The sequence below is a fragment of the Nocardia sp. NPDC059229 genome (assembly GCF_042754165.1).
GTDB lineage: Bacteria > Actinomycetota > Actinomycetes > Mycobacteriales > Mycobacteriaceae > Nocardia.
The window spans coordinates 1-11,317 of sequence record NZ_JBHZAK010000055.1 but is presented as its reverse complement, the minus strand read 5'-3'; the positions used below and the strand labels follow the sequence as shown (position 1 = coordinate 11,317).

The following is an 11,317-nucleotide window of genomic DNA, read 5'->3' as shown; positions in this document are numbered from 1 at the left end:
CCGGGCCGCCGGTTCATGACGATCTGGTGCGGCGAAACTTTAGCAGTGACGCACCAAATCAGTTGTGGCTCAGCGATATTACCGAACACCACACGTGATTCCATTGAACGCGGCAGGAATTCGAATACTGCCCGCGGTGTCGGTCCCCACCGCGCCCAGGAACATGCCCGCGGCGACACCGCTGCCCGAACCCGAGCTCGAGCCGCCCGCCCAGCACTGCGGATCCCACGGGGTGCGCGGAACCGGAAAAGGCTTGTCCGGGTCCGGAATTCCGATCGGGAACTCCATGGTCGTGGTCTTGCCCATAACGATGCCGCCGGCGGCCTCCAGACGGTGGACGGCGACGCTGTACCCGACGGTGCCCGCCCACGCGGGATCGAGGACGAGGCTCTGGGCGGTGGTCGGCCCGTGCGGGTGCGCCAGAATATCCTTGACCAACGGGATTCCGTCCAACGGCGACAACGGCTCACCTGCCGCGATCTTGGCGTCGACGCGTTCGGCTTGTTCTCGTGCCCGGTCGTCGAATCGGCTGAGGAACACTCCGACCTCGCTGTCGTGGCGGTCGGCGCAGGCGATGGCCTGCTCGACCAATTCCACGGCGCTGACCTCACGGTTGCGCAAGGCCGCGGCGGCATCGGTGAGGCTGTGCATGGCCGGTACCTCGGTGCTCACTGCTGCTCCTCGAAACGTCCGCCGGTCAGGGTCCCGGTCAGATCGATGCGCATGACCCGGTCGATATGCAATTGGAGTTCGCTGCAACAGGTTCCGAGGGCATAGTCGACGATCTCGCCGTCACGATTGCGAATCGACTGCTCCAGCGCATCACCGGCTCCCCCGGCATCACATGCAGCAGCGCGGCCGCGTAGTCGTCAGCGCACGCGGCCTGAATGCCGATATCGAAGGTGTCGATGGCGACGCCTCCATGATGCAGCAGCGAATAGAAGTCATCGACGAAGGCAACCTGGTCGATCCGCGCCGCCTCGGGTGAGCGCAGATAGTTGGTGAAGATCGCCAGCGGGCGATCATCCACCAGCAGCACGTATTCGACGCACAGGCAGTCATCGCCGGGGTTCACCCCGGAGAGTCGATCGCTGATCACCTCCGGGGCCGGAATCCATGCCCAGTGCAGCAGTCGCGGCGCGATCCGCCCCACCGCAAGATGCTCTTCGCAGTGAACGTCCCACAGGCGAAAGTGCCCCGCGCACAACGTATTCCGATCGGATCGGCACCGTCCCCATCCCCCGGCGGCGCTCGATCAGCCCGGCCCGCCGCAAGAGATCCAACGCCTCCCGGACCACATCGCGCGACGCATGGAATTCGGCCATGAGCTCCGGTTCGGCGGGCAGCCTACCGTCGCCGAAGGCCCCGGCGCGCAGCGCCGAGCGGAGGGCATCGTGGAGGCGGCGGGCCAGCAGATGCGATGCCGAGGGCAGCACCTCCCGCAACTGGTCGCGAAACCTCGCCCGCCCATCGCGTAAATCGTCCTGCCCGGCCCGGTGGGGTGGATGTGTTCTGAACTGCATCACCGCAGTGTGCGTCCGGGCCGCATTACGCGGCAAGAAATTCGGTTAACGTTCAGTTACGCGGCCCGCGCAACGAAGACCATGGTCTTGACCTGCTCCTCGACACCTCATCGCTGCGGGTTTCGCGGATCGCTCGACCGTAATGGCGTTGGAATCTTGTTGCTGAGGAGCGTTACGCGTGCAGGCGCTCCCCCTTCGACGCCCAGGGACGGCAGGGATGGTCACGGTATTTCGGCGGTATTGCGCGCTACCGCCGCTGTGGGACACCGACGTCCTCGGATGACAGGCGGTTCCACCTCATCACGCACAGCCGGACATGAAACACTTCGACGCGCCCGAACTCAACGAGGCCACCTTCATCGCCGGCGGTTGGGTTCACACCCGTGATGTCGGCGTCTTCGACGAGCACGGGTTCCTCTACCTCAAAGACCGGCTCTCCGACATGATCGTCTCCGGTCGATACAACGTCTATCCCCGGGAAGTCGAGGAGCGACTGCTCGCGCACCCGGCTGTGCCGAAACAATCGTCGTGGGACCACCCGACCCGGTCTGGGTCGAGGCCATGACAGCCGTTGTCGTCCTCGCGCCCGGCCATCACGAATCCGAACAGCTCCGCAGCGAACTGATTGCCTTCGTCGCCGAGGGGCTCGCCTCCTATAAGTAGCCCCGCAACCTCGTGTTCCGTTCATCCGTTCCCATGACGGCAGTCGGCAAGCTCGACAGGAAATCCCTCCGCCAGGAGCTTCGCGAGCAGAGCCGAACGGCCATTTAGCGGACGATCGACGAACGCCTTGCCCGCCAACGCCTATCGGAAGACCGTGACAGCCTCGGTTCGGTCGTGTCCTCGCTCATCGGCTGAACTCGGTCCATGGATCAGCCGATGAGCACGTCCACGCGAAGCTCTCGGCGAGCTCGGCCGCGGCCCGGCGTAGCGCGAGCTCGGTCGGCGTGGAGCCGTGTGACGTACGCGAGCCCGAGCGCGAACGCCGCGATCATCAGCAGATAACGAACCGCATCGACCACGGCCAAACATCATGCCGCGCAACAGAAGGCGAAAACAGCGCCATAACCCGATCGGATATCCACTCCGCGAACAGCGGTTCCTTCCGGTTCGGAACCCCGGATCGGTTTACTCGGTGGTTCACGCCTAGACCTCGTAAACGGCGGTGCCGGCCCGCACGTCCAGGATCTCCAGCAGCACCATCCGGCACACGGCCATTTGCGACATGTGCCCGCGCAGGGTGATCACCGCGTGTGCCGCGGCTCGACGGCATTCCTGAACGAGCTCGACGAACGCCGGTGGCAGTGTGGCGCTCTGCGGTGAGGGCTCGTGGAATACGGTGCCCAGCTCGTATCCGAGCGATCGGGCGGTATCGCGCAGCCGGTCATCACTCGAATCCGACTCGCGATCATCGAGTAGATCGTCGCGCACGTATCCATAGGCAAGAGGCAATGGAGCGGTTGTCATGGTGGTTCGGTTCCCGGTCGGCCGGCCACAGAAGATATCGGAGATAACCCCTGCGAGCCGGATGGATCTGTTGTCGCAGGGCAGCATGTGCCACCTGCCATCGTTGGTTCGACATACACGGGTCGAGCTCGGCTATCGCATTCGTCGCCCAGTGGTGTCTCCGTCAGGCATCCGCCGGAATTGTGACGTGGGCCACTGGCGTCATGAGTATGGAATATAATTGGGAAAATACGCCATAGTTGCGAACGTAATTCTTTGATTTCCAGGGTTGGTCATCTGGATATTCGATACGCTGCTCCGTGTTCTGTCGATTCCGAAGCATCTTCGGCGCTCGGGAAGCCCACCCAATTCATGGTTGCGCGGTTCCCCGCATGCACGGATGCCGACTGATCGCGGATCTGGACTGCGGATCTGCGTGGATTCCTCGGCATTGTTGCGGGAGTGACGTTTTCGCACATGGCCAACATTCCGATCGCGAGCTACTCCGATTCGGACGCCGGCACCCGAGCGATCTGGCTCGAGAGTTGGACGCAGCCGGCGCGCCCGGGCGCGCCGGCCGTCTCCGCGTCGGCCGACACGTGAACCGCGCGACGAGCCCTGGCGTCGATGTGGGGTTCGGGGCGGCAGTGCGTCGGCTTCGACGCGCGGGCGGTAGCACCGGGCTGGTCGCTCGTCTCCTGAACATGCTTCGGTTCCGGGGCCCTACCTTTCCTATTGGGTGAAGATTGAGCGACCTGGTACAGAATCACAGAATTATCCGCAGTTTCCTTGGCAAAAAATTGGTGAATATTCATACTTGGTTACGCGAGCAAGTGATGTGCCTCACGTTCACCGCTCGCCGCGACACCCGACGCTCACATCCCCACACACGCTCAGGAGCTCTACCCCCGTGAAGATCGGAATCCCCCGCGAGATCAAGAACCACGAGTACCGGGTGGCCATCACCCCCGCCGGTGTCCACGAACTCGCCGGCCGCGGCCACGAGGTGATCATCGAAGCCGGTGCCGGTATCGGTTCCTCCTTCGCCGACGAGGACTTCAAAGCCGCTGGCGCACAGATCATCTCAAGCGCGGACCACGTGTGGGCGTCCGCGGACCTGCTGCTCAAGGTGAAAGAACCCATCGCCGAGGAATACTCCCGACTGCGCGCCGATCAGGTTCTGTTCACCTACCTGCACCTGGCCGCTTCAACGGAGTGCACCGACGTGCTGTTGGCGGCGAAGACCACCTCGATCGCGTACGAGACCGTCACCGCCGCCGACGGCTCCCTGCCACTGCTCGCCCCGATGAGCGAGGTCGCCGGCCGTCTCGCCCCGCAGGCCGGTGCCTACCACCTGATGCGCCAGGGCGGCGGCCGCGGTGTCCTGATGGGCGGTGTCCCGGGCGTGCGCCCAGCCAAGGTCGTCGTCATCGGCGCCGGTGTCTGCGGAAAGAACGCGATCGCCATCGCCCACGGCATGCACGCCGACGTCACCGTCCTGGACCTGTCCCCCGCCCGCCTGCGGGAGATCGACGCCCAGTACTGCGGTCAGGTCAAGACCATCACCTCCAACACCCTCGAACTCGAGCAGGCCGTGCTCGACGCGGACCTGGTGATCGGCGCCGTCCTCGTCCCGGGTGCGAAGGCACCGAAGCTGGTGTCCAACGATTTGGTGGCGCGGATGAAGCCGGGTTCGGTGCTCGTCGACATCGCCATCGACCAGGGCGGCTGCTTCGAGGACTCCAAGCCCACCACGCACGCCGACCCCACCTATCAGGTGCACGACTCGGTGTTCTACTGCGTCGCGAACATGCCCGGTGCGGTCCCCCGCACCTCCACCTACGCCCTCACCAACGCCACCCTCCCCTACATTGTCGCCCTCGCCGACCAGGGGTGGGAGCAGGCCAGGGCCACCGTCCCCGGACTCGCCCAGGGCCTGAGCACCCACGACGGCCAGCTGCTGTCCGAGTCCGTGGCCGCCGCCCATGGATACCCCGTTCATCGCCTGGCCGCCTAGCCCACCCTGAGGGCGGCATGCCGCCACGCGGGGTCCGGTCGCGGGCCCACCCCGCGCGAGCCGAAGGGGATGCACAAACCGGCCGCAACCCTCGACCGCCCGCACCATCCTCGGCGACGACCCATCCGGAATTCGATCCAGGCGATGACCGCGCCGCGCCATCGGACCCCCTCGACGTCGACGTCGGGGTCGGGCCGCGGCCGCGATCACCGAAGGAGTGCACATGACACTGCCCGACCACCAACACCGGACGGCCGCGATGGCCGGTACGAAACCCGGGCCCGCGGCCACCGAGTCGGAGGGCTACGCCCGCGGATTGAGTTCGCGCACGATTCAGATGATCGCGATCGGCGGGGCGATCGGGACCGGCCTGTTCTACGGATCGGGCGGCGCGATCGCGCAGGCGGGTCCCGCGTTGATCGTGTCGTACCTGCTTGCGGGCCTGGCGATCTTCGTGATCATGCGGGCACTGGGCGAATTGCTGACCTACCGGCCGGTCTCCGGTAGCTTCGCCGATTATGCCCACGAGTTCCTCGGCCGGTTCGCCGGGTTCGCCACCGGCTGGACCTACTGGGCGGTGTGGGTGAGCACCTGCATGGCCGAGATCACCGTCGCCGGCAAGTACATCGAGTACTGGTTCGACATCCGGCCGTGGATCACCGCCCTGGTTGTGCTGACCGTGCTGTTCGGGGCGAACCTGATCTCGGTGCGGCTGTTCGGGGAGGCCGAGTTCTGGTTCTCCGCGGTCAAGATCACCGCGATCATCGGCATGATCCTGATCGGGATCGGGGTGCTGACCATCGGATTCGGTCACGCCGCCCACTCGTCCGTGACCAACCTGTGGGCCGATGGCGGGGTGTTCCCGCACGGTTTCGGCCAGTCCCTGATGACCCTGCAGATCGTGCTGTTCGCCTACGTCGGAGTCGAACTCGTCGGGGTGACAGCCGGTGAGGCACGCGAACCCAAGAAGACACTGCGCAAGGCAATCAACACCCTCCCGATCCGCATCGGCCTGTTCTACATCGGTGCGCTGTTGGTGATCATGTCCGTCGCCAGCTGGCGCAACTTCCAGTCCGGAACGAGCCCCTTCGTCGAGGTCTTCGAGCAGATCGGCATCCCGGCCGCGGCGGGCATCATCAATTTCGTGCTGCTCACCGCCGCACTGTCCTCGTGCAACTCCGGCATCTACTCCACCGGACGGATGCTGCGCAGCCTGTCGCTGCGCGGAGAGGCACCCGCCCGGGTCGGCACCCTCAGCTCCCGCTCGGTGCCGTTCACCGGAATCTGCCTCTCCGCCGGTGTCATGGTCCTCGGCGTCGTTGTCAACGCCCTCTCCCCCGACAGGGCCTTCGCCTACATCACCTCGGTCTCCACCGTCGGCATCATCTTCGTCTGGGCCGTCATCCTTGTCTGCCACAGGATCTACCGCGCCCGCGTCACCGACGGCACCCTCCCGGCCAGCGACTACCGCCTCCCCGCCGCACCGGTCACCACCCCGCTCGCGCTCGGATTCCTCGGCCTGGTCGTGGTCCTGCTGTTCTTCACCGACAGCGGCCGCACCGCGGTGGCGGTCGGAGCCGTCTGGGCGGGGCTGGTCTGCGCCGGCTACGCCGCGATGACCCGGCTCGGACCGGCGGCACGCGGCGGCTCCGGCAGCGCCCCGGCCGCCGAACAGGGACCCCGATCCGGCGACGCGTGGTGATCCCGGCCCAGCCGGCGGTAGCCGGTGTGCCCGCCCCGCAGTCGGAAATCATCATCGACCTCGACGCGATCGCCCACAACGTTCGGATCCTGCGCGAAAGGGCCGGTGACGCCGGCGTGATGGCCGTCGTCAAGGCCGACGGATACAACCATGGCGGCGCGGCCGTCGCCGCGGCGGCGCTGGCCGCCGGAGCCCGCGAGGTCGGTGTCACCACGATCGAAGAGGCGCTGCAACGGCGCCGGGCGCAGGTCTGCCGGGTTTACCGGCGCGGTGTGACCGCCTTCGTCGTCCCAGCGGCGGAACGCGTCCTCGTTCTGGGCGTGATCGAGGGTGCGGCTGGTATCAGCGGCCATGAGTCAACAGCCGCAGCACCTGCCGCGATCGGGCCGAATCTCGAAGTCCATTGCAACGCCCCATGAACAGAGGTGTTGCAACGACTCCTAGAACCCAAGATGACCTGGGGGCCTTTGTGCTGAATATAGATGGTTGGCTGGGGATCAGGACGGGCAGTCGGTGGGGGCGGGTTTGCCGGCGAATCGGTCGGCGGCCCAGGTGGGGAAGCGGTCCGCGGCGGTGGGGACGACGGTTTCGTGGTTTTGGCCGGTGAATTCGTTGTAGTCCACCGCGACGCCCGAGTGGCACAGGGCCGTTCGCTCGCGCTGGGTCAAGTCCTTGGGTACGACCGTGTCGTCAGCGCCCTGGTAGACGGCGAAGGGCATGGTGCCGGCCGGTTGCCAGTCGTCGACGGCTGTCAGGGCGTTCCACCAGGGGCTGCCGGGGGTCAGGGCGTTCGACTGGTACGCGTCGCGCAGGGGGCCGCCGCGTCCCAGATGTCGAAGCAGCCGTTGGCCAGTACCGGGAGCATTTCCATCGCGTCGGGCTTCAGGAAGCTGCGGTAGAGCAGGTCGGGGTAGCCGGCCTTGATGCCGGGCAGGGTGGAGATAACGTATCCGGCGTTCTCGGGGCCGCTCATGGAGTGCAGGGTGAGGTCGCGGATGCGGACGGCCGGGGCGATGAGCGCGGCGCCGACGCCCTGGAATTCCGGTGCTAGGAGCGGGCCATGGATTCCACGCGCATGGTGGTCTGGCCGCCCTGTGACCAGCCGTATTCGACGAATCGGTTGGAGGCGTTGAGTTCCGGCAGATTATGGACGGCGCGCAGCATGTCTAAGGGATATCCCGTAAGTCTGGGTCGGTGCCGACGACTGGTCCGCCGGTCAGGGATCAGTAGGCGTGGGCGAGGTTGGCCAAGGTCGCTACCCCGGCCATCGCGACACCCACCCCTTCACCGCGTAAGCGGCAGTCGCGCAAGATCTTCCAGGTCTTCATCCGGGCGAAAGCATGCTCGACACGGGCACGGACCTTGCGGTGGGATTTGTTGTGGGCTTGCTTCCATCCCAGCAGCTCGACACCCGGTGAGCGGCGGTGCGGGATGATCACACCGGTGCCCTGGTAGCCGCCATCGGCGATCACCACCGCGTTGCGGCAGGCGTGGGCGGCACCGGACTCGGTCCAGGCTCGGCAGTCGTTGCGGTTGCCCGGCAACGGTTTTCCGAGCGCGACGACGAGTTCGGTGTCGGCGTCGATGACGACCTGATGGTTGGTGGAGTACCGATAGTTCTTGCTCTGGGCGGCGACCTTGTGATCACGGGTCGGGACCAGGGTGCCGTCCACGATCAACACCGCGCCACGCGGGAACCGTGCCCGGGGTCGTAGCGCCAACGCCGGTCCGAGATCCTCGACCACCCGGGCCGCGGCCGACTTCGAGACCCCGAACACAGCCGCGAGTTGACGCATCGTCAGGTTGGTCCGCCAGTAGGTAGCCACCAGCAACACCCGGTCCTCGAAACGCAACCCCCAGGGCCGACCCCGCAACGGCCGATCAGCCCCCTCGCGCCGCAACTGCGTGATCAAACGCGCGAACGTGCGTGGCCGCAGCCCGGAGAGCAACTCCACCCATCACCGGGTCAGACGCCGAGATCACCACCGGCGACACGATACCCGTTGCCACTCAACGACTTACGGGACATCCCTTAGGCGTCGTGGTCGGTGCTGATGCCGCGGAGCTGGTTGATGGTTTGGAGGACGAGCAGTCGGTGTCTCCAGTGCAGCGGGAGAGCGGCTTGTGTGGTCGGCCAGGCTGGGATGGCCGCCAGGGCCGTTTCGTGGGCGAGGGTGAGCCCACCGCTTTCGGCTGCGGCGGCGACTTCACACCCAAGACGCATGACTCCGAAGTGGTCCGTCGGCTCAAATCCGCCGGCGCGATCGTGGTCGGCAAAACCAACACCCCCGAACTCTGCGAATGGTCATTCACCCACGGTGCGGCATTCGGGCACACCCGAAACCCGTGGAATCCCAGTCATACTCCCGGCGGGTCCTCCGGCGGCAGCGCAGCAGCGGTGGCCGCCGGGTTGGTCCCGGTAGCGCTGGGCTCCGACAGCGGGGGCTCGATCAGGGGCCCGGCCGCTTGGACCAATCTGGTCGGCATCAAACCGCAGCGCGGACGCATCCCCACCGCGCCAGACGACAACGACTGGCACGGAGTCACCGTGCTCGGTCCCCTCGCCCGCACTGTCGCCGACGCCTGTCTGCTGCTGGACGTCGCAGCCGGCACCGGCTCCTTCGCCGCCGCCGCAACGGTCCACCCCGGCACCCTCGACATCGCGCTCTCACTCGCGGCGCCCTTCACGTTCTTCCCCGCTACCCTCGACCCGCAGGTCCGCCGCGGGGTCGAACACGTCGCCCAGACCCTGCAGCATCTCGGCCATCGGGTCACCGCCGCCGATCCCGCCTACGACCCACGCCTGATCCTGTCCTGGGGAGCACGCTCCAGCAGCGGAATCGCCGGCACGCTCGCCGACCTCCCCGGCGACACCCGAGTCGATACCCACACCCGCTGGAACGCCAGACTCGGGCGACTGAACCGACCTCTCGCCTGATTCGCCTCCCACATCGCAGAACCCTTGCTGGCCCGACGGATCGGCTGCATCTTCGACAAGTTCGAGGTCGTGCTCGCCCCGACCACCGCGACCCCGCCACCGCCGATCGACGCCATCGACGGCCTGAACACCCTTGCCGCCTACCACAAGTCGATCACCAGCTGCCCTATACATTTGCCTGGAACGTGCTCAGCTGGCCCAGCATCAGCATCCCCGCAGGATTCACCGCCGAGGGGCTTCCTGTCGGCGCTCAACTCATGGGCGGCCCCGACTGCGAACCATTGCTCATATCCCTTGCCGCGCAACTGGAATCGGAACTGCGATGGCACCACCACACGCCAGCACTCATCACCACGGTTCCGAGCTGAAGCTCACCGACTCAGCCAGCCGCCGCAGCCCAACGTCGATCCAGCGCCCTCCTGCCCCTGGGGCGACCAGCAACGCGACAGCGCGACCAACCGGTTCCAGGCCACAGAAATGCAATTTCAGCAAGATCCATCGGCACAACGCTCCGGACTGTTGAGAACAGCAGGCACCCCCGTCGGCAAGTTTCGCCATTCAAGATTCCTCACCCCAGGTCAGAGTGCTGGTATCGCGGACGATTAACTGGCACAGGACATCTGCGAATTCGCCTGCCCGCGCGGGGAATCACGGACGGGGTCGTCGCACTCCAGAACAACAGTCGCCACACCCAGCCGAATATGACGTTGCCGACCCGTTCCCCCCATCCGGGTCCGGGTGGCTCCGATCGCCGCGAACGACGGTCGCGCATTCGGGCCTCCAGGGCCGCGACCCGCCGGTCCGGCGACGGATCGGGCGACAGCACGTCCAAGCACAGCAGGGCCATGCGGAGCCACACGGGCAGGTAACGGCGCGTGCGCAAATCCGCCCATCGGTTCGAGTGTCGTACATACGAGCGCAGCCCGGGGCCGGCACCGAGATCCACCGACACCCGGTCGGCGTTGTTTGATTGCGGCGCAAGACCGTCCGCTGCCCGACCATCTGTGTCGCGGCCGCCGCCAGCAGCGCGACCGCGACGACCGAACCGAACAGCAAGCGCAGCAGTACGACCATGCCGACCAGCACGCCAAGCTGTGCCGCGGCCATAACAGCCAGTGACAGCCATCTGCGGGCCAGCCATCGGGAACCCGATCCGACCGTCACGAACAGCATCCGCAGTAGGCCGGTGTACCACCAGGACAGCCGGTACCAGACCCCGCCGCCATCGCCCACGAGATGGCCGATCTCGTGACCCAGCAGTCCGCGCAGTTCGGCCGGTGAGAACTCGCGCACCGCCTCGGCCGACACAGTGACGAGGCCGCTGGGGTGCGCGGATCCCAGCGGCCCCGGCGAATCCCGCACGCACACCGAAAAGGTCGACTCCGTCAGCCCGATAACGCGCAAAGTGTGGCGCCACGCGGGATCCAGTACTTCGGCTTCGTCAGCGGTCGGCCGTCGCGGTATCGCCGGATGACCGCCGCGGTCCGGGCCGATCGCGTCCGGCGCCGGAGCCGGCAGCCGGAGGAAAAAGAAGCCGGACACCAGCCACACGCCTAGCAGCATGAACGCCGCCCAAGGCGCGAGCAGGTCGCCTAGTACTGCAACTGCACTCAGGTGAGTGGGTGGCCGCGCCGTCGGTAGTGCGATGACCGGGCTTGATGCTGGCGGCGTCGTCGCCAGCGTGACCATGC

Annotated in this window: 13 protein-coding genes and 2 pseudogenes; 6 read left to right on the top strand and 9 right to left on the bottom strand. The window is 66.4% G+C overall.

All coding sequences use genetic code 11. From position 1 onward, the window contains the following. Window positions 1-78: 78 nt before the first annotated feature. The 4 genes from ACFXHE_RS43760 to ACFXHE_RS43745 all read right to left on the bottom strand — a co-directional run bounded on the left by ACFXHE_RS43760 (window position 79) and on the right by ACFXHE_RS43745 (window position 2,028). Window positions 79-651 carry an amidase family protein gene (locus ACFXHE_RS43760; protein WP_379391647.1) on the bottom strand — a complete coding sequence of 191 codons (573 nt, stop codon included), beginning with the start codon at window positions 649-651 and terminating at the stop codon, window positions 79-81. Between the two features lie 58 nt (window positions 652-709). After that, window positions 710-1,153 (bottom strand): UTRA domain-containing protein, encoded by a 444-nt coding sequence (locus ACFXHE_RS43755; protein ID WP_379391641.1) that lies wholly within the window; start codon window positions 1,151-1,153, stop codon window positions 710-712. Further along, the gene (locus tag ACFXHE_RS43750; protein ID WP_379391639.1) at window positions 1,059-1,523 is read right to left on the bottom strand and encodes a GntR family transcriptional regulator; all 465 of its coding nucleotides are present in this window, start codon (window positions 1,521-1,523) and stop codon (window positions 1,059-1,061) included. Before ACFXHE_RS43750 ends, ACFXHE_RS43755 begins: the two co-directional genes overlap by 95 nt. Window positions 1,524-1,770: 247 nt before the next feature. Further along, window positions 1,771-2,028 carry a hypothetical protein gene (locus tag ACFXHE_RS43745; protein ID WP_379391637.1) on the bottom strand — a complete coding sequence of 86 codons (258 nt, stop codon included), beginning with the start codon at window positions 2,026-2,028 and terminating at the stop codon, window positions 1,771-1,773. Window positions 2,029-2,051: 23 nt separating this feature from the next. On the opposite strand from ACFXHE_RS43745, the gene ACFXHE_RS43740 reads away from it, so the two are divergent. Next, on the top strand, window positions 2,052-2,186 hold the full coding sequence (locus ACFXHE_RS43740; protein WP_379391635.1) for a hypothetical protein: 135 nt from the start codon (window positions 2,052-2,054) through the stop codon (window positions 2,184-2,186). 483 nt (window positions 2,187-2,669) lie between these two features. Here the strand turns inward: ACFXHE_RS43740 and ACFXHE_RS43735 are convergent, their stop codons facing one another. Next, window positions 2,670-2,990 (bottom strand): hypothetical protein, encoded by a 321-nt coding sequence (locus ACFXHE_RS43735; protein WP_379391633.1) that lies wholly within the window; start codon window positions 2,988-2,990, stop codon window positions 2,670-2,672. A gap of 889 nt (window positions 2,991-3,879) precedes the next feature. Between ACFXHE_RS43735 and ald the strand changes: the two genes are divergently transcribed. The 3 genes and pseudogenes from ald to ACFXHE_RS43720 form a co-directional block, all read left to right on the top strand. After that, the gene (gene ald / locus ACFXHE_RS43730) at window positions 3,880-4,986 is read left to right on the top strand and encodes an alanine dehydrogenase (protein WP_379391631.1); all 1,107 of its coding nucleotides are present in this window, start codon (window positions 3,880-3,882) and stop codon (window positions 4,984-4,986) included. Between the two features lie 259 nt (window positions 4,987-5,245). Beyond that, window positions 5,246-6,688 (top strand): amino acid permease, encoded by a 1,443-nt coding sequence (locus ACFXHE_RS43725; protein WP_379391645.1) that lies wholly within the window; start codon window positions 5,246-5,248, stop codon window positions 6,686-6,688. After that, window positions 6,685-6,928: pseudogene (locus ACFXHE_RS43720) on the top strand (alanine racemase); the annotation flags it as partial. The gene ACFXHE_RS43725 and the pseudogene ACFXHE_RS43720, both read left to right, overlap by 4 nt. A 257-nt stretch (window positions 6,929-7,185) precedes the next feature. Here ACFXHE_RS43720 and ACFXHE_RS43715 read toward each other — a convergent pair. The 3 genes and pseudogenes from ACFXHE_RS43715 to ACFXHE_RS43705 all read right to left on the bottom strand — a co-directional run bounded on the left by ACFXHE_RS43715 (window position 7,186) and on the right by ACFXHE_RS43705 (window position 8,674). After that, window positions 7,186-7,407, bottom strand: a complete 222-nt coding sequence (locus ACFXHE_RS43715; protein WP_379391629.1) for a lipase family protein — start codon at window positions 7,405-7,407, stop codon at window positions 7,186-7,188. Window positions 7,408-7,469: 62 nt separating this feature from the next. Then, on the bottom strand, window positions 7,470-7,661 hold the full coding sequence (locus tag ACFXHE_RS43710) for a hypothetical protein (protein ID WP_379391627.1): 192 nt from the start codon (window positions 7,659-7,661) through the stop codon (window positions 7,470-7,472). Between the two features lie 250 nt (window positions 7,662-7,911). Further along, window positions 7,912-8,674, bottom strand: a pseudogene (locus ACFXHE_RS43705) (transposase). A 178-nt stretch (window positions 8,675-8,852) separates the two neighbouring features. Between ACFXHE_RS43705 and ACFXHE_RS43700 the strand changes: the two are divergent. Together ACFXHE_RS43700 and ACFXHE_RS43695 are read left to right on the top strand one after the other, a co-directional pair. Further along, the gene (locus ACFXHE_RS43700; RefSeq protein WP_379391625.1) at window positions 8,853-9,626 is read left to right on the top strand and encodes an amidase family protein; all 774 of its coding nucleotides are present in this window, start codon (window positions 8,853-8,855) and stop codon (window positions 9,624-9,626) included. Further along, window positions 9,584-9,994 carry an amidase family protein gene (locus tag ACFXHE_RS43695; RefSeq protein ID WP_379391643.1) on the top strand — a complete coding sequence of 137 codons (411 nt, stop codon included), beginning with the start codon at window positions 9,584-9,586 and terminating at the stop codon, window positions 9,992-9,994. The genes ACFXHE_RS43700 and ACFXHE_RS43695 overlap by 43 nt, the downstream gene beginning before the upstream one ends. A 280-nt stretch (window positions 9,995-10,274) precedes the next feature. Here ACFXHE_RS43695 and ACFXHE_RS43690 read toward each other — a convergent pair. After that, on the bottom strand, window positions 10,275-11,317 hold a 1,043-nt coding region (locus tag ACFXHE_RS43690), incomplete at its 5' end, for a hypothetical protein (RefSeq protein ID WP_379391623.1).

Bases quoted from the DNA above. Each gene is read 5' to 3' on its own strand.
- ACFXHE_RS43760 (WP_379391647.1), bottom strand. From the start codon at position 651: ATGCACAGCCTCACCGATGCCGCCGCGGCCTTGCGCAACCGTGAGGTC.
- ACFXHE_RS43725 (WP_379391645.1), top strand. From the start codon at position 5,246: ATGGCCGGTACGAAACCCGGGCCCGCGGCCACCGAGTCGGAGGGCTAC.
- ACFXHE_RS43750 (WP_379391639.1), bottom strand. From the start codon at position 1,523: ATGCAGTTCAGAACACATCCACCCCACCGGGCCGGGCAGGACGATTTA.
- ACFXHE_RS43715 (WP_379391629.1), bottom strand. From the start codon at position 7,407: ATGCCCTTCGCCGTCTACCAGGGCGCTGACGACACGGTCGTACCCAAG.
- ACFXHE_RS43710 (WP_379391627.1), bottom strand. From the start codon at position 7,661: ATGAGCGGCCCCGAGAACGCCGGATACGTTATCTCCACCCTGCCCGGC.
- ACFXHE_RS43735 (WP_379391633.1), bottom strand. From the start codon at position 2,990: ATGACAACCGCTCCATTGCCTCTTGCCTATGGATACGTGCGCGACGAT.